This window comes from Streptomyces sp. NBC_00464 (assembly GCF_036013915.1).
Taxonomy (GTDB): Bacteria; Actinomycetota; Actinomycetes; order Streptomycetales; family Streptomycetaceae; genus Streptomyces.
Genome location: NZ_CP107899.1, coordinates 7101511 through 7116227, shown reverse-complemented (window position 1 = coordinate 7116227; position 14717 = coordinate 7101511). Strand labels below are relative to the sequence as shown.

Sequence of the window (14717 nt, the reverse complement as noted above, 5' to 3'; positions counted from 1 at the left end):
CCGGCTCCGCGGCCTCATTTCGAAGTCCCAGACCCGTACAGACAGCGGACACCAGCACTCTTACGGTCTTCGTATCGGGCCGGCGGGGGTCACCCCCCTGGGATGGGGCTAGTCGATCTTCGCAGTGAAGCCGGCGCGAGCCTCGCGACGATCACCGTCAGCATGCTCGCCGCGGATCTCCAGGCGAGCTGGCACGAGAGTGATCGTCACAGTCGTCAGCGTTCGGTCTGCTTGAGTTCCGACTGCGATCTTCGGAGGCTTCGCAAGTCGACCAACATCAACACCGTTGACGATCACGCGTGTGATGCTGAGTCCATCCTCGCCTGTGTCCTCTGCCTCCTCCAGCACCACATGGGCGCCGCTCATGGGCGTGCCTGTGGGTGGGCTAGCAGGCGGGCGTATGTGCGGGCACGCATGTCACACCCGCTGCTATGTACGTCAGCACATGCACACCACAGAACTACACGTGCAGGGCTCAGCACTACACCCACCGTGGTAGGCGGCAGTGGCGGCATGACACCTCCACCCTTGGCCCACCCACGCAGGCGGGTACGTATGCGCTCCACCATCAGTCCTCCAGGGCAGGGTGTACAGAAGGGGGCCTGTGCACAGAGGCCCTCGTGAGTGCGGCTGCTGTGCCTCCCTCAGCTGAGGACTTCTGCGTGTGGCACCAAGAGCACAGGCTCTGCAGCGCCTCAATGCGATGGTCGTCTCCTGCCTCGATGTGGTCCACCTGATTCGCAGGTAGGCCACATCGTCGGCCGTCGGAGAAGAGCGTCATGCATGAGTGATTGTCGCGACGCAGTACGCGCCTACGCAGCGACGCCCAGTTCTTCGGCAGACGGCCCTTCCTGTGGGAGTTGCTCCACTGCGTGGCCATGACTCCTCGTCAAGTAATGGATAGCGGATTCAAGCACGCTCACATCGTCACGAAGGTGCCCAATTCCTACGTTGCATGGCCAGCACAGAAGTCCGCGGACGCACTTACCGCACGACACCCCAACAGCGGGGCAGCACGTGTGGTCGTGATCTACCGCCAGCGCCCTCCCTGCGGGATCGGGCCGCTTGCATATGGCGCAGACTCCGCCCTGATTCGACAGCAACGTGTCATACCGGGCCGCGTCAACACCGAACCTGGCCGTCAGCCGGGAATCACGCACACAGGCTTTGCACTGCCCAGCTAGCCCATCCAGTGCGCTGGTGTCCGCCACGTACGCATCGGTGTAAAGCCACTCAGCGCACGTCGAGCACTGTTTCCGGCCCGCGTCATCCCGGATCAAAGCCGATCCCGACGCTCTACGCTCCCGCAGGGCTCGCATTTCACCGCCGGCACGCCACTGGTCGTAGTGGCCGCAGCACCAGCTGCGCGAAACCGTAGGCTTCCCGCAGTCCGGGAACGCGCACGGGAGTACGGGGCTTAGGTCAGCACGCTTATGCCGTCGCGGTGTTAACGGCTTACCGAGTCGCTGCTGCTCATAGTGAGCGCTACACAGGCCGCGAGTCAGCTTCCGTGCAGGTCCGCACTCGTCGAACGCGCAAATCTTCTCAGCCATCGTCAGTCCTCAAGACGTGCGAGAGCCCCCACCGCTTGAGGACGGCAGGGGCTCTCTTCCTCCGGGGATCAGCCGAAGGCGCTTATGTGGTTGTCGCGCTTCCTCAAGTCGTCTTCGCGCGTACGCTGGTCGTCATCCGCGGCAGGGGGCCGCTCAAAGGGGGACGTCGTGGAGTTCAAGCTCTTCGGGAAGCACATAGCCGGCGTGCCTGCGCCGCTCACGCCCGATCCTGCAGCCCTGAGGGCGCACAAGCGGGGGCTGGCGGTTCACAACCGCGTTGCCGTCGGTGGCATCCACAAGTCGGAGCGGCTCGTCACCCGCATCGAAATGGCGGGGTGGAAGCTGGAGTACAGCGAGCCTCATCCGGCCGGCGGGCGGGTCATGCTGACGTTCAGGCGCGTCGGGCCGTGACGTAGCTCAGGCCCGCTCAGGGGATCGCTCCTCCCTGGCGGGCCTGCGTGTGTGTCGGGATAGCAGGATTCGAACCTGCGGCCCTCCGCTCCCAAAGCGGATGCGCTAACCAAGCTGCGCCATATCCCGTAGAGCCCCTGGCAGGAGTCGAACCCGCGACATCCTCTTTACGAGAGAGGCGCTCTTCCGGCTGAGCTACAGGGGCTTGGGGACGTCAGATGCTGGACCGGTCAGCGTCCAGTGGTGAACCCTCGCGAGTAGCGTCACCTGACGTCCTTGTGCGTCGCCGTGGAATCGAACCACGCCAGCCGTCTCCAGCGCAGGCTTTACAGGCCCGCTTGCCTCCCAGGGCTCAACGCTTGGGGCCCCAGCCGTCTGATCGGCGCCGGAGCGCTACAGGGACGGTTATGGGGCCTTGCCCGGATGGAGGGAATCGAACCCCCGTAGGCGGCTTTGGAGACCGCTGCCATACCACTAGGCGACATCCGATCGACGTCGGCCGCAGTGTCACCGGACTGTTCTCCGGGTGCGATGGTTTCCCCTCGCCTACGACCGTCCGTCAGTGCCAAGCGATGGACTCGAACCACCGACCTCCGGCGTATGAAACCGGCGCTCTACCGCTGAGCTAGCTAGGCGTGCACTGTGTGGTCCCGGAAGGATTCGAACCTCCGACACCCGGATCCGTAATCCGGTGCTCTATCCAGACTGAGCTACGAGACCTTGAGCTGTCCACGGCATTTGAGCCCCGTTGCCGGCACCTCGTGGACAGCAGCGGGGTACCCTCCCGCTTCGTCGCCCTCACTCCCCGCAGGATCAACTGCGGCACTGGCGACCCCGACGCGCTCCCGATCGGATTCGAACCGACGCCCCTCCGCTCGACAGGCGGACGCTCTAACCACTGAGCTACGGAAGCAAAACCCTGCCCACAAGGGGCAGGGTGAGTGATAGACGTCAGAGGCTGGCTCCGAGAGGTCCCGGAGTGCATGACGTCGAAGACGAGGCGTCGCGGACGGGATTCGAACCCGTGACCGGCCCTCCAGTGACCCGAAGGTATGGAGGGTTGCTCTTCCTGACTGAGCTACCGCGCAAGCGTGCGCATCGCTCCGCCTCGTCCAGTTCCCCCGGCGGGACTTGCACCCGCGACAACCGTTGGTTCCAGGCCGGCCCGGTGCTCTGCTACTGAGCTACGGAGGAAGACAAACACGGCCAGCAGCGCTCAACCACGCTCTACCCGGAGGAGAGTGCGGGGAGCACGGGAACGCTGCCGGCCGTCAGGGGGAAGCGGGCGCCGCGCCATTCGCCGGCGCCGCCGTTCTTCCCTTCTACTGTTGTTATGGCGGAAGCGTTTCACGGGAATGATCATGGTCTCCTCCTCCCCCGGACAGATCGAGGCCAAAAAGCCAAACTAACCCCCTATTTTCCTTCTCTCCTTAACGCGTCTAGAGAGAAGTGAAATAAGGGGTTAGTTTGGCTTTTTGGCCAGAGTTCAGCTCGTCTAGCTACGCAGAGCTACAGTTTCAGCGCCTCTTGGCACTCTCTGTAGTTATCCACAGGCGCCTGTGGATAACTGAGGCGGCGGAGGCTCGTCGACGAGGGGCGGAGGAGGCGCGACGAGGGGCCGACGAGCCGCAAGCGCGTCCGCTTGATCACCGATTCATCGTTACCCTACCGTTATCTTTAGTCGGCCATTTCCTCGTCCAAGATCGCCTCCAGTTGCTCAGCTGCCGGGTCGTCCACTGGCTGATACGTGAACACCAGCCGGCCAGGACTGAACGACCTAGCCCCCTTGACCGGAGCGCGCTTCACTTCGACGCGAACACGGAAGAGCCGATACAGCTCGTTGTGTCCTTTCTCGCCCCGCTCTCGCAGCGCTTTGCGCTCCTCCGGGTCGTCGACGATGAACTCTCCGTCCTCGTTGACCGCCGTTGACCGGAGGATGAGTTCGTTGTGCCTGTGCCACTCCGTGGCAATGGTGCGTCCGGTGTCCTTGACCACCGTCGTCGCCTCCCGCGTCGGCAGACTCCGCAGGCGCTCCAGCCGCTCCGTCAGGCTGGCGTGTTGGGTTCGGAAGCGCGCAACGGCCGCCTCCGCCGTGTACACACCCGCTCGCCGGTCAGCTTCCAGGGCGTCCAGAGCGTCTTCCGCGGCCTTGATGTCGTTGGCGTAGCTGATGCCTGGGACGTACTCCTCCGTGACGTGCCGCATGCGTCCGTGTCGGCGGAGGAACTCCTCCCCTGCCCACTTCTCCACGGGATCCGCGACGATGTTCACACCTGGGCAGTCAAGTCCCTTGGAGCGTGAAGGGCATCGATACCTCAGCCCTCGTCGGTAGCCATCGCTGCCGGGCTCGGTGGAGCCATCCCGGTACATGCTCCCGCCGCACTCGTAGCAGTTCTGCGCGTACGAGAGGGGCCCGGAGTTCTTCCTCCGCGGCTTGTCAGTACGAGATCGCTGCGTCTCGCTCTGTGGCGTCGACTCGATCAGTTCGCGAAGTTGGTCTTGCTCGTCCAGGGTGAGGATGGGCCGAGCGACGAGTACAGGCAGCCCGTCATCTCCGCGCACGATTCGCCCCTCGTGGTCCGTGATGACGCCGGCAGTCGTGGGGTTGAGAAGAATACGAACCAACGTCTCACGGAGCCATTTGGTCCCCTTGGGCTCCTTGCCCGCGTCAATGAGGCGGCAGTCTGATTCGGTCGGCTCCCCTTCGCGGTTGAGTCGCTGGACCTCAGCGTGCGGGGTTGTGGGTGAATGCCCGTTCAGCCCGAAGATGTTGTCTGCGGCTCGCCGGATGACGTCACACCGATGCGCGTGGTCGCCAAGCTTCCATCCCAGGGATTTGCCGGTCTCCGGATCCTTTCCGAGATGGGTTTTGACACGGCCGTACGGAACCCTTCCGCCGGGCCAGCGGCCCATTTGCCGGAGAGTGTCTCGCGTCTCCTGGGCACGCTCTTTGATGACTTCCAGCTCGTTTTCCGCGAACATTGCGGCGATGCCCGCGAACATCCTTCCTTCTCGGGTGGTCGGGTCGATGTTCATGCGCACGGTGTTGATCCGTTTGCCGTTATCCCTGCACCAGTCCAGCAGGCCGGAGAACCACACCACGCGACGCGCCCAACGGTCGACCCGCAGTGCCACCATGCCGTCAAAGGGTTTCGGTGGGACTGAGACGAGCCACTGCGCCAGGTTCTTGCGGTTCCAGGGCGACACCTCCCCCGATACGTCCGTGTCAACGACTACCTCCACAACGACGCCGTGGGCGACGTCTTCAACCCAGCGACGACCCTCCTCCGATTGCCGCTCAACGGACGTACTCTCGTCGGTGTCGCGACTCAGTCGCACGTACACGATCCATCGGTCTCCTGCCGCACTTGCGGCCAGCGTCGGCCGGCGAGAGTGCCGTACCTGCCGACGCCGTGGTTCCGCTGCACTAGTAGCTTCCATGGACGCCCTCCCTAGTCAAACGGTGCGTGAATTCTACTCTTGCGACCACGCGATGTGGTTCCACCGGCCGTTCCGGGCCGACGAGTGGTTCCTGTACGACCAGGAGTCCCCGGTGGCGACCGGCGGGCGGGGTCTTGCGCGCGGCAGGATCTACGACCGCGAGGGCAATCTGCTGGTGTCGGTGGTGCAGGAGGGACTGTTCCGGCGGCTGGGCGAGCAGCCGTCCTGACGGCTCAGGTGCCCGGCAGCGGTTCCTGCTCGACCTCGTGGCGGCGGGTGCGGATGTCGGGCGGTGCCGGGTGCAGTTTGGCGTCGCAGGAGGGGCCGAGGCCGGTACGGCGTGAGGCCGTGCCGGTGAGCGGGCGTCCGCACAGGCGGCAGCGCACGGGGCGGCGGCCGGTGGCGGCGGTTCCGGGCAGCGGCTCGGCGTCGGGGGCGACTTCTGGGGACTCCACGCGTCGATCCTCTCAGGTGCCCGTCTACGCTTCGACGTCCTGACCGCGCACAACGGAGGAGTCGCACGTGCTCAGCGCTCTGAAAGTAGTGGCCCTGCCCAAGAACGGCAAAGCCGGGGAGGTGATCCTGCCGGGTGTGGCCGAGGGCTTTCGCCACGTCGTCACCGACACGTCCAGGGGCCCGTTCCACGTGGTCGCGTATCTGGAGCGCGAACTGCCGCAGGGTGGCATACCGGCGTATCTCGCGGCACGGAAGACGGGTGCCCGGTCCTTCGTCCTCTGGGACGGCCCTGAGCGCCGTTCCCGGCTGGCCACGCTCGTCACCACGTCGGCGGGCGAGGGTGTGTCGGTGTATCAGGTGTGGGGTGGGCAGGGTGAACTCGTCGGCACTCTCGTACGGGAGAAGGCACTGTCGGGCAAGGGTCTGCGGACCCGGTGGACGGTCGCCCAGACCGGCTGCCCGGAGGCGGTCGGATTCAAGGGCCGGATCTTCTGGTGGTACGTGTGGTGGCTGCTGTTCCCCGTTCAGGTGGCCATCGGCGTGGGCAGTCTGCTGAGCGGCAGCGGTGATGTGGCGCGCGGACCGCGGCGCATCATCTGGCGTGCGGGCCAGGAGGTCCCGATGGAGTTCCGCTCCGACGAGGACGAGGTCCAGGTGCACGCGCAGTGGGCCGACCTGCGGCTGGCGGCCGCGCTGTCGGCGCTGATCCGGACGTTCGACAGCTGGATGGGCACCCCCTGGGACGACGGGAAGTGAGCCGTGCGCCCGGAGCGTGACGCACTCCCTCAGCGGCTCACCACCGGCCGCCGCGGACTCCGTTAGCCCATACGGCGGATACCGGGGTGCCGGGGAGCCCGTCGGAGCGAGCCCTCGCATCCCGGCCGTGCGCCGCCACGGATGGTGGTCGCACGCGGTGCTCCGCGGGTCGCGACCGCTGCCCCGGCGCTCGCGCCACAGGAGGCGGCAATGACGGCGGATCAGGTACTCGTGGGCATCGGGCTGATCGTGGTGCTCGCGGTCGGTTCACAGCTGCTGGCGAGCCGGCTGCGCGTCCCGGCGCTGCTCGTCCTGCTGCCGGTCGGCTTCACCGCGGGGGCACTCACCGATGACGTCGATCCCGAGCGGCTGCTGGGCAGTTCCTTCTCGCCGCTGGTGTCCCTGGCGGTGGCGGTGATCCTGTACGACGCCGGTCTGGGGCTGGACCTCAAGAGGCTCAAAGGCCACACGCGCCGCGTCGTGGTCCGGCTGCTCTGGCTGGGGACGCTGCTGACCGTGGTGTCCGCCGCGCTGTTCGCCGTACCGGTCCTGGACATGTCGATGCGGGCGGCGGTGATGCTCGCGGCGATCCTGGTCGTGTCCGGGCCGACCGTCGTGGGGCCGCTGCTCAACTTCGTCCGGCCCACCGAGCGGTTGCAGCGCGTCCTCATCTGGGAGGGGTCGCTGATCGACCCGGTCGGCGGCATCCTGGGGGCGCTCGTCTTCCACGGGGTCCTCGCGGGTGACCGGCCGGGGTTCGGCAGTCAGGTGGCCGGGTTCGCGGCCAGTACGGCGGTGGGCGTGGCGGGCGGCGCGGCCGGTGCCGGCGTGCTGTGGCTGCTGCTCCGTCAGGTGCGGCTGAGCGAGGAGCTGGCCACCTCCGTGCAGCTCGCCGCCGTGATCGGCGTGGCGGCCGCCTGTGACGCGCTGCGGGACGACACGGGTCTGATCTCCGCCGTGGTGATGGGGATGGCCATGGCCAATCTGCCGGGTCTGGATCTCCCTGCGCGGCGGCCCTTCTTCGACACCCTGGTCTCACTGATCATCGGACTGCTGTTCATCTCCATCTCGGCCACGGTCACACCGGCGTCGCTGCGGCACGTGGTACTGCCGTCGCTCGCGCTGGTCGCCCTGCTCGTGCTGGTGACCAGGCCGTTGGTGGCGCAGCTCGCCACCCTGCGTACCGATGTACCGCGCGGGGAACGGTGGTTCATCGGCTGGATGGCGCCGCGCGGCATCGTCGCGGCGGCGACGGCCTCCACCTTCTCGGCCGAGCTGGTCGACCACGACATCGCCGGTGCCCAGCGCGTCCTCCCGGCGACGTTCGTGGTGATCGTCGCCACGGTCACGCTGTACGGACTGACGGCGTTCCCGGTGGCCAGGCGGCTGGGCGTGCTGCGCCCGGCACGTTCCAGGCCGTTGCTGGTAGGCGGTGCGCCATGGGCGGTGGATCTTGCCTGCGCCCTGCGCTCGGCGGGACTGGACGTCCTGATGTGGGCGGGCGCCGACGGTGAGCGGGCGCGGATCGAGGAAGCCGGACTGAAGCTGGCGCCCGGCGAACTCCTCGCGTCGGCCACCGGTGCCGGTGCGGAGCTGGAGGGGATCACAGGAGTGCTGCTGCTCACCGACGAGGACGATTTCAACGCGCTCGCCTCCATGACGCTCCGGGAGAGCGTCGAGGGCGCCGTCCACCGTCTCGGGCCGCCTTCCTCCCGCCACGGAGTGGTGGCTCCGTACACCGGTGGTGAATCGCTCTTCGGCGCCGGACTCACCGGGCGCGAGCTGGCCCGCCGGTACGAGAGAGGGGCGCGCGTGGTGACGCGGACCTCCGACGGCCCGGTGCCGGCGGGTCACCAGTTGCTCTTCGTGGTGCGCCCGGACGGCCGGCTCGTGCCGGTCACCGACTCGCTCACCCCGGCCCCGGACACGGGTGACACCGTCGTCCTGCTGAGTCCGCCCGTCGGCGCCCCGGCGGTCTGACCGCCGGGCGCGCCGAGCCGGGCTCCGGCACGGATCGGCCGCGCTGCTGGTGCCGGAATCGCGCCGACCGGCGATGATCGGAAGGAGCCGGGCAGCGTCCTCCCTTCCTGCCTGCGCAGCGTTCAGGAGGATTCCCGATGCCGCAGGACATCAGCCCGGTACGGTACGGCGGCGAGTTCCCCACGCCCGACGAGCGGGCGGCGCGCGGCAAGGCGGCCCGGCGCGCGGTGCCGCGGTCGAGCCATGCGGTGTTCGAGCCGTCGACCGGCCGTCCGGACCCACTGGACGTCCTTCGGGCGCAGTCGGCGTCCAGGGTGCCGGAGCTCGTCCCGATCCGCTACGGGCGCATGACGGAGTCCCCGTTCCGCTTCTACCGCGGGGCGGCCGCGATCATGGCCGCCGATCTGGCCGGCACTCCTGTCTCCGGGATCAGGGCGCAGCTGTGCGGGGACGCTCACCTGCTGAACTTCCGGCTGCTGGCCTCACCGGAGCGGCAGTTGCTCTTCGACATCAACGACTTCGACGAGACGCTGCCCGGCCCCTGGGAGTGGGACGTCAAACGGCTGGCGGCCAGCCTCGTCATCGCGGGGCGGGCGAACGGTTTCAGTGACCGGGAGCGCGCCGCCGTCGTGCGGGCCTCGGTCAGGTCGTACCGGGAGTGGATGATCCGGTTCGCGGGCATGCGCAACCTCGACGTCTGGTACGCGCGGACGGACGCGGACCGGCTGCGCGCCGTGGCGACGGAGCAGCTGAGGAAGCGCGGCCGCAAGGAGGTGGCCCGTGCCATGGCCAAGGCCCGTACCCGGGACAGTCTGCAGGCGTTCGACAAGCTCACCGAAGTGGTCGACGGGCGGCGCCGGATCGCCGCGGACCCGCCCCTGCTCGTCCCGGTCGCCGATCTGCTGCCGGACGTGGAGCGCCATGCGTTCGAGGAGCAGTTCCGCCGGCTGATCGACGGATACGGCCAGAGTCTGGCTTCCGACCGGCGCGCCCTCCTTTCCGGGTTCCGGCTCGTCGACGTGGCCCGCAAGGTGGTCGGTGTGGGCAGCGTCGGCACGAGGTGCTGGATCATCCTCCTGCTCGGGCGGGACAGCGGGGACCCGCTCTTCCTGCAGGCCAAGGAGGCGGACACCTCGGTGCTCGCCCCGTACGTGGGGGCGAGCCGGTACCGGAACCAGGGCAGCCGGGTGGTCGCGGGACAGCGGCTGATGCAGGCGGCGAGCGACATCTTCCTGGGCTGGGAGCGGGTGGACGGGATCGACGGCCGGCGCCGGGACTTCTACATCCGCCAGCTGCGCGACTGGAAGGGCATCGTCCAGCCGGAGCTGATGATCCCGCGCGGGCTCGGCGTGTTCGGAGAAGTCTGCGGGGCCACGCTGGCCCGTGCCCACGCCCGGTCCGGAGACCGGATCGCGATCGCGGCGTACCTGGGCCGCGGCGAGGTGTTCGACCGGGCGCTCCAGCAGTTCGCGGAGTCGTACGCCGACCGGAACGAGCGGGACCATCAGGCTCTTGTCGACGCGGTGCGGTCCGGCCGGCTGCCCTCGGCCGACCCGGCGGGCGAAGGCGTCTGACCCTGCCCGCCGGGTCGGCCGGCACGGTTCGCGCCGCACTCGCACAGCGCGGACACATCACCCAAATCACCGCATCGTGGTATCACCTTGAGGACGCCTTGACGACAGGGCGCTCACAGGGGATTCGCGACGCCGAGGAGACAACGCGCATGACGGCCGAGCCAGCCGGAACGCCCCCCGCCCAGCCACCGGATCCCGTCACCCTGATCCGCACCCGCGGCTACGCGGTCCTGCTCGTGATGGTGGCAGTCCTCGGTGTTCCGGTCTCGGCGGCGGCCTTCGGCTTCCTCGCCCTGGTCTCCGAACTCCAGTCACTCACGTACGACGACCTGCCCGATGCCCTCGGCTTCACCGCCACGCCCTCGTGGTGGCCGGTGCCGCTGCTCGGCGTGGCGGGGCTGCTGGCGGGACTGGCCGTCCGGTATCTCCCCGGCCGCGGCGGGCACAAGCCGGCCGAGGGGCTGGTGAGCACCGGCCCGCCGTCGGCCGCGCAGCTGCCGGGCATCGCTCTCGCGGCGCTCGCCAGTCTCGGACTCGGCGCGGTGCTCGGCCCGGAGGCACCCCTCATCGCGCTCGGCGGGGGCCTGGCCGTGTGGGCGGTGCGGCTGATCAAGCCGGACATCGACCCGGGGGCGGTCGCCGTGGTGGGCGCCGCGGGCAGCTTCGCCGCCGTCAGCGCGCTGCTGGGTTCTCCGCTTCTCGGTGCGTTCCTGCTGATGGAGGCCTCGGGGCTGGCCGGGATGATGCTCGGGGTGGCACTGGTGCCCGGACTCCTGGCGGCCGGAATCGGGGCGCTCATCTTCACGGGCCTCGGCTCGTGGACGGGCCTGGGGACGTACTCGCTGGCGCTCCACCACGTGCCGCACGCCGACAGCCCCACCGTCGCCGAATTCGGCTGGGCCATCGCCCTCGGACTGGGTGCCGCACTCGTGGGCGCGGGAATCCACCGGCTGGCGCTGTTCCTTCAGTCGAGGGTGGAGCGGCGGACGGTGGTGGCCACCGCGGTGATGGGCCTCGTCGTCGGGGTGCTCGCGCTCGTGTACGCCGAGGGCACCGGGAAGTCCGCATCCCAGGTGCTGTATTCGGGCCAGCACGACCTGGACCCGCTGCTCGCCGACAGCGCGCGGTATTCGGCGGCCACCCTGGTCGTGCTCATCGTCTGCAAGTCGCTGGCCTACTGCGCCTCCCTGAGCGCGTTCCGGGGTGGTCCGATCTTCCCGGCGATGTTCGTCGGCGCGGCCGGCGGCCTCGCGCTCTCCCACCTCCCCGGGCTGAACCCGACATCCGGATTCGCCATGGGCATCGGGGCAATGTGCGTGGCCATGCTCAAACTCCCGATGACGGCGGTGCTGCTGGCGACGCTGCTCCTGGGGACGGAGGGGCTCACCGTGATGCCACTGGTGATCGTCTCGGTGGTGGTCTCCTACGTCGTCACGCTGCGGATCACTCCTCCGCCGGCTGCGTTCACGAAGGAGCCGCCCGCAGCGTGAATGCCCCAGGAGGTACGGCTGCTCCGTCAGACCCCTTCCCGCTTCTCGGGCCCCGCGCAGAGTGCCCAGATGATGAAGACGTCGATGGCGATGAGGACGATGGACCACAACGGGTAGTGCGGCAGCCACAGGAAGTTGGCGAGCGCGCCGAATCCGGCGAGTACGACACCCACGACACGCGCCCACACGGCCCCGGTGAACAGGGCGCAGCCGGCGAGCACGATGAGGATGCCGAGAATGAGGTGGATCCATCCCCAGCCGGTCAGGTTGAACTGGAACACGTAGTTGCGCGTGGCGACGAAGACGTCGTCCTTGGCGATGGCGGCGATCCCCTGCAGGATCGCCATGGCCCCGCCGAAGATCATCAGCACCCCGGCGAAGGCGGTCCAGCCCGTCATGAACGGATGACGGGAGCTCGGGGCGGTGTCACGGGCGGCTCGCGGTTCGTTGCTGGTACTGGCCATGCCGGCCTCCTCGGGTAGTAAAACCACCCGGCGGGACCGCTGTGCCCGTCCGGGCACCCCCCGCTCCAAGCGTGACACGACGGCACCCGACCGGCAGAACGAACCTGGCGCCTTCGCGCACCCGGCGAAGACCGCACCACCAAGCATCTCGGAATGGAGATACCCTCTCTGATGTGAGAGGCATGGAGAGGGATGAGGCCGGGGCCGTCGAGGCCGGGCTCGCGGCGCGGCTCGGTGAACTGCGCGTCGAGCGCGGCTGGTCGCTGGACGAGCTGGCCCGGCGCAGCGGGTTGAGCCGCTCGACGCTGTCCCGGCTCGAACGAGGCGAGCTGAGTCCTACCGCCGCCCAGCTCGGCCGGCTGTGCACCGTCCACGAGCGGACCATGTCCCGGCTGCTGCTGGAGGTGGAGGCGCAGCCGCCGCAGCTGGTGCCCGCCTCCCGTCAGACGGTCTGGCGGGACGAGCGGTCCGGTTTCGTGCGCAGGTCCGTCTCGCCTCCGCATGCCGGTCTGCGCGCGGAGGTCATCGAGGGCATCCTCGACGCGGGTGCCGTGATCGCGTACGAGAATCCGCCTGTGCCCGGCCTCGAACAGCACATCTGGGTCCTGGAGGGGACGGTCGAGATCACCGTCGACGCCACCGTGCACACGGTCGGCCCGGGCGACTGCCTGCGGTTCCGGCTGCGCGGCCCTTCGCGCTTCCACTGTCCGGGCCCGGAACGGGTCCGCTACGCACTGATGATCGTCGCACCGTGAAAGGACCTGCCGCATGACCGAGATCGTCCCGGTGACCGGACCCGAACTGGTCACGTACGCCGATGAGCTGGCCGCCCTCCTGGTGGAGACGGTCGACGGCGGAGCCTCCGTGGGGTTCCTGGCGCCGCTCGACCGGGATGCCGCCGCGTGCTGGTGGCGGGAGCGTGCCGCCTCCGTGGACGCGGGACACCACCAGGTGTGGATCGCCCGGGACGGCGAACGGATCGCGGGGACCATCGCTCTGACCCCCGCTCCGCTGCCCAACGCCCGTCACCGCGCCGAGGTCGCCAAGCTGATGGTCCGCCCGTCGGCGCAGGGCCGGGGGCTCGGCCGGGCCCTGCTCGACGCGGTGGAGCGCTCGGCGGCCGGGGACGGGCTCACGCTGCTGATCCTGGACACCGAGAGCGGCAGTCCGGCCGAGCGGCTGTACCGCTCGGCCGGCTGGACGGAGTGCGGGTCCGTTCCGGACTACGCCGGTGATCCGGCCGGTGTCCTGAAGCCGACCACCTTCTACTACAAGGCGGTCGGCCGGGACGGTGCGGCGCCCGCTCAGGCGGCGAGCCCGTCGACGTCCTTGTAGGCGACGCCGTCCTTCATGACGAGCAGGATGTTCCCGGGGTCGCCCAGGGACTTGATGTCGTCGAGCGGGTTGCCTCGCGCGATCACGACGTCGGCGCGCTTGCCGGGCTCCAGGGTGCCGATCTCGCCGGCGAGTCCCAGGAGTTCGGCCGCCTCGGCCGTACCGGCCCGCACCGCACCCATCGGGGTCATCCCGCACTCCACGAGATACCCGAGCTCGCGCAGGTTGGTGCCGTGCTCGGCGATGCCGCAGTCGGTACCCATCGCGATCCGTACCCCCCGCTCGATGGCGCGCGGGATGTGCCGGCGGGCGACGTCCTGCCAGTGCTTCTTCTTCGCGTACGCCCAGGGTGCCGCCTTGCCGGGATCCGGGTCGGTGTTGGCGGTGGTGAGCGTCGGCACGAGGAAGATGCCCCGTTCCAGCATCAGGTCGATGGCCTCGTCGTCGATCTCGTAGCCGTGCTCGACGCTGGCGACGCCGCCCCGCACCGCGTTGAGGATGCCGCCGCGGCCCTGGGCGTGCGCGGCGACCTTCTTGCCGCGATGCCCGGCGGCGATCTCCGTGATCGTACGGATCTCGTCCTCCAGGAACCCGTCGTCGTCGGGCTGGTCGGTCGGGCTCCACACCCCACCGGTCGCCGCGATCTTGACGCAGTCGGCGCCCCGGCGCAGGACATCGCGGACCGCTCTGCGGCATTCGGCGGGTCCATCGGCCAGCTGCCCCATGGGGTTGCTGTTGGGGCGGGGGTCGTTGCCGGCCCGGAAGTCGCCGTGCCCTCCGGTGGGGCTGAGCATGGCGATGGCGACCTGGAGCCGGGGGCCGACGAGCAGGCCGGATTCGATGGCCCGCCGGTGCCCGGCGTCGGCGCCGCCGAGGTCCCGCGCGGTGGTGACGCCGGCTTCGAGGGTCTGCTTCATCCGGGGCCCCGCCAGGAAGGTGAGCAGGCTGTGCGGCAGGGAGGCGATCTCGGCGTGACTCATCGCCGTTCCGGGGGCCGCCATGTGGACGTGACAGTCGATGAAGCCCGGGAGTATCGCGTCGCCGCGTACGTCGATGCGCCGGGTCGTGGCCGTGGTGGCGGGACTGTCCGCGGTGCGGCCCGCCCACCGGATGAGACCGTCCTCGATGAGGACCGCACCGTCGAGGACCGGTTCGCTCCCGGTGCCGTCGATGAGGAGGCCGTTGTACAGGAGTACGGAGGTGGTGGGGGCGGGCATGGCGCTGTTCCTTCCCTGGAGAGGGTGCAAGGGGGCGGGG

15 protein-coding genes and 8 tRNA genes are annotated in these 14717 nt (G+C 68.9%); 8 read left to right on the top strand and 15 right to left on the bottom strand.

Going from position 1 to position 14717, the window contains the following annotated elements:
• Positions 1-108: 108 nt before the first annotated feature.
• The 3 genes from OG912_RS32055 to OG912_RS40130 all read right to left on the bottom strand — a co-directional run bounded on the left by OG912_RS32055 (position 109) and on the right by OG912_RS40130 (position 1319).
• Entirely contained in the window at positions 109-366 is a 258-nt protein-coding gene (locus tag OG912_RS32055) for a hypothetical protein (protein WP_327712359.1), read from the bottom strand.
• A gap of 202 nt (positions 367-568) precedes the next feature.
• Positions 569-781, bottom strand: coding sequence for an HNH endonuclease (locus OG912_RS32050; protein ID WP_327712358.1), 213 nt, complete (start codon positions 779-781; stop codon positions 569-571).
• A 31-nt stretch (positions 782-812) separates the two neighbouring features.
• A complete protein-coding gene (locus OG912_RS40130) occupies positions 813-1319 on the bottom strand; it encodes an endonuclease VII domain-containing protein (protein ID WP_443061113.1) in 507 nt (168 codons plus the stop codon).
• 402 nt (positions 1320-1721) lie between these two features.
• Here OG912_RS40130 and OG912_RS32045 point away from each other — a divergent pair, with 402 nt between their 5' ends.
• Positions 1722-1964, top strand: a complete 243-nt coding sequence (locus OG912_RS32045) for a hypothetical protein (RefSeq protein ID WP_327712357.1) — start codon at positions 1722-1724, stop codon at positions 1962-1964.
• Positions 1965-2018: 54 nt separating this feature from the next.
• On the opposite strand, the gene OG912_RS32040 is transcribed toward OG912_RS32045, so the two are convergent.
• From OG912_RS32040 to OG912_RS40125, 9 genes are all read right to left on the bottom strand, one after another.
• Positions 2019-2093, bottom strand: a tRNA-Pro gene (locus tag OG912_RS32040).
• 3 nt (positions 2094-2096) lie between these two features.
• Positions 2097-2169: transfer RNA gene (locus OG912_RS32035), tRNA-Thr, on the bottom strand.
• A 213-nt stretch (positions 2170-2382) separates the two neighbouring features.
• Positions 2383-2453 (bottom strand) — tRNA-Trp (locus OG912_RS32030).
• A gap of 74 nt (positions 2454-2527) precedes the next feature.
• A tRNA-Met gene (locus tag OG912_RS32025) sits at positions 2528-2599 on the bottom strand.
• A 10-nt stretch (positions 2600-2609) separates the two neighbouring features.
• Positions 2610-2684: transfer RNA gene (locus OG912_RS32020), tRNA-Arg, on the bottom strand.
• A 120-nt stretch (positions 2685-2804) separates the two neighbouring features.
• Positions 2805-2877: transfer RNA gene (locus OG912_RS32015), tRNA-Asp, on the bottom strand.
• Between the two features lie 88 nt (positions 2878-2965).
• Positions 2966-3050: transfer RNA gene (locus OG912_RS32010), tRNA-OTHER, on the bottom strand.
• 30 nt (positions 3051-3080) lie between these two features.
• Positions 3081-3158, bottom strand: a tRNA-Pro gene (locus OG912_RS32005).
• A 483-nt stretch (positions 3159-3641) separates the two neighbouring features.
• Positions 3642-4235 (bottom strand): hypothetical protein, encoded by a 594-nt coding sequence (locus OG912_RS40125; RefSeq protein ID WP_443061038.1) that lies wholly within the window; start codon positions 4233-4235, stop codon positions 3642-3644.
• A 247-nt stretch (positions 4236-4482) separates the two neighbouring features.
• On the opposite strand from OG912_RS40125, the gene OG912_RS40120 reads away from it, so the two are divergent.
• Entirely contained in the window at positions 4483-5634 is a 1152-nt protein-coding gene (locus OG912_RS40120; RefSeq protein ID WP_443061037.1) for an acyl-CoA thioesterase, read from the top strand.
• Positions 5635-5638: 4 nt separating this feature from the next.
• Here OG912_RS40120 and OG912_RS31990 read toward each other — a convergent pair whose 3' ends face one another.
• Positions 5639-5860 carry a DUF6011 domain-containing protein gene (locus OG912_RS31990; protein WP_327712355.1) on the bottom strand — a complete coding sequence of 74 codons (222 nt, stop codon included), beginning with the start codon at positions 5858-5860 and terminating at the stop codon, positions 5639-5641.
• Positions 5861-5927: 67 nt separating this feature from the next.
• Here OG912_RS31990 and OG912_RS31985 point away from each other — a divergent pair, with 67 nt between their 5' ends.
• From OG912_RS31985 to OG912_RS31970, 4 genes are all read left to right on the top strand, one after another.
• On the top strand, positions 5928-6617 hold the full coding sequence (locus OG912_RS31985) for a hypothetical protein (RefSeq protein ID WP_327712354.1): 690 nt from the start codon (positions 5928-5930) through the stop codon (positions 6615-6617).
• Positions 6618-6827: 210 nt separating this feature from the next.
• The gene (locus OG912_RS31980; RefSeq protein WP_327712353.1) at positions 6828-8597 is read left to right on the top strand and encodes a cation:proton antiporter; all 1770 of its coding nucleotides are present in this window, start codon (positions 6828-6830) and stop codon (positions 8595-8597) included.
• Positions 8598-8734: 137 nt separating this feature from the next.
• Positions 8735-10171, top strand: coding sequence for a DUF2252 domain-containing protein (locus OG912_RS31975; RefSeq protein ID WP_327712352.1), 1437 nt, complete (start codon positions 8735-8737; stop codon positions 10169-10171).
• Positions 10172-10320: 149 nt separating this feature from the next.
• Positions 10321-11661, top strand: a complete 1341-nt coding sequence (locus OG912_RS31970) for a chloride channel protein (protein WP_327712351.1) — start codon at positions 10321-10323, stop codon at positions 11659-11661.
• Positions 11662-11687: 26 nt separating this feature from the next.
• Here the strand turns inward: OG912_RS31970 and OG912_RS31965 are convergent, their stop codons facing one another.
• A complete protein-coding gene (locus OG912_RS31965) occupies positions 11688-12125 on the bottom strand; it encodes a DUF7144 family membrane protein (RefSeq protein WP_326734759.1) in 438 nt (145 codons plus the stop codon).
• 182 nt (positions 12126-12307) lie between these two features.
• Here OG912_RS31965 and OG912_RS31960 point away from each other — a divergent pair, with 182 nt between their 5' ends.
• Together OG912_RS31960 and OG912_RS31955 are read left to right on the top strand one after the other, a co-directional pair.
• Entirely contained in the window at positions 12308-12880 is a 573-nt protein-coding gene (locus OG912_RS31960; RefSeq protein WP_327712349.1) for a helix-turn-helix domain-containing protein, read from the top strand.
• 13 nt (positions 12881-12893) lie between these two features.
• Entirely contained in the window at positions 12894-13460 is a 567-nt protein-coding gene (locus tag OG912_RS31955) for a GNAT family N-acetyltransferase (protein WP_326734761.1), read from the top strand.
• On the opposite strand, the gene OG912_RS31950 is transcribed toward OG912_RS31955, so the two are convergent.
• Entirely contained in the window at positions 13430-14677 is a 1248-nt protein-coding gene (locus tag OG912_RS31950; protein WP_327712348.1) for a metal-dependent hydrolase family protein, read from the bottom strand. The genes OG912_RS31955 and OG912_RS31950 overlap by 31 nt on opposite strands.
• Between the last annotated feature and the right edge of the window lie 40 nt (positions 14678-14717).

Bases quoted from the DNA above. Each gene is read 5' to 3' on its own strand.
- OG912_RS32055 (WP_327712359.1), bottom strand. From the start codon at position 366: ATGAGCGGCGCCCATGTGGTGCTGGAGGAGGCAGAGGACACAGGCGAG.
- OG912_RS32050 (WP_327712358.1), bottom strand. From the start codon at position 781: ATGACGCTCTTCTCCGACGGCCGACGATGTGGCCTACCTGCGAATCAG.
- OG912_RS40130 (WP_443061113.1), bottom strand. From the start codon at position 1,319: ATGCGAGCCCTGCGGGAGCGTAGAGCGTCGGGATCGGCTTTGATCCGG.
- OG912_RS40120 (WP_443061037.1), top strand. From the start codon at position 4,483: ATGGGCCGAGCGACGAGTACAGGCAGCCCGTCATCTCCGCGCACGATT.
- OG912_RS31980 (WP_327712353.1), top strand. From the start codon at position 6,828: ATGACGGCGGATCAGGTACTCGTGGGCATCGGGCTGATCGTGGTGCTC.
- OG912_RS31975 (WP_327712352.1), top strand. From the start codon at position 8,735: ATGCCGCAGGACATCAGCCCGGTACGGTACGGCGGCGAGTTCCCCACG.
- OG912_RS31970 (WP_327712351.1), top strand. From the start codon at position 10,321: ATGACGGCCGAGCCAGCCGGAACGCCCCCCGCCCAGCCACCGGATCCC.
- OG912_RS31965 (WP_326734759.1), bottom strand. From the start codon at position 12,125: ATGGCCAGTACCAGCAACGAACCGCGAGCCGCCCGTGACACCGCCCCG.
- OG912_RS31960 (WP_327712349.1), top strand. From the start codon at position 12,308: ATGGAGAGGGATGAGGCCGGGGCCGTCGAGGCCGGGCTCGCGGCGCGG.
- OG912_RS31955 (WP_326734761.1), top strand. From the start codon at position 12,894: ATGACCGAGATCGTCCCGGTGACCGGACCCGAACTGGTCACGTACGCC.
- OG912_RS31950 (WP_327712348.1), bottom strand. From the start codon at position 14,677: ATGCCCGCCCCCACCACCTCCGTACTCCTGTACAACGGCCTCCTCATC.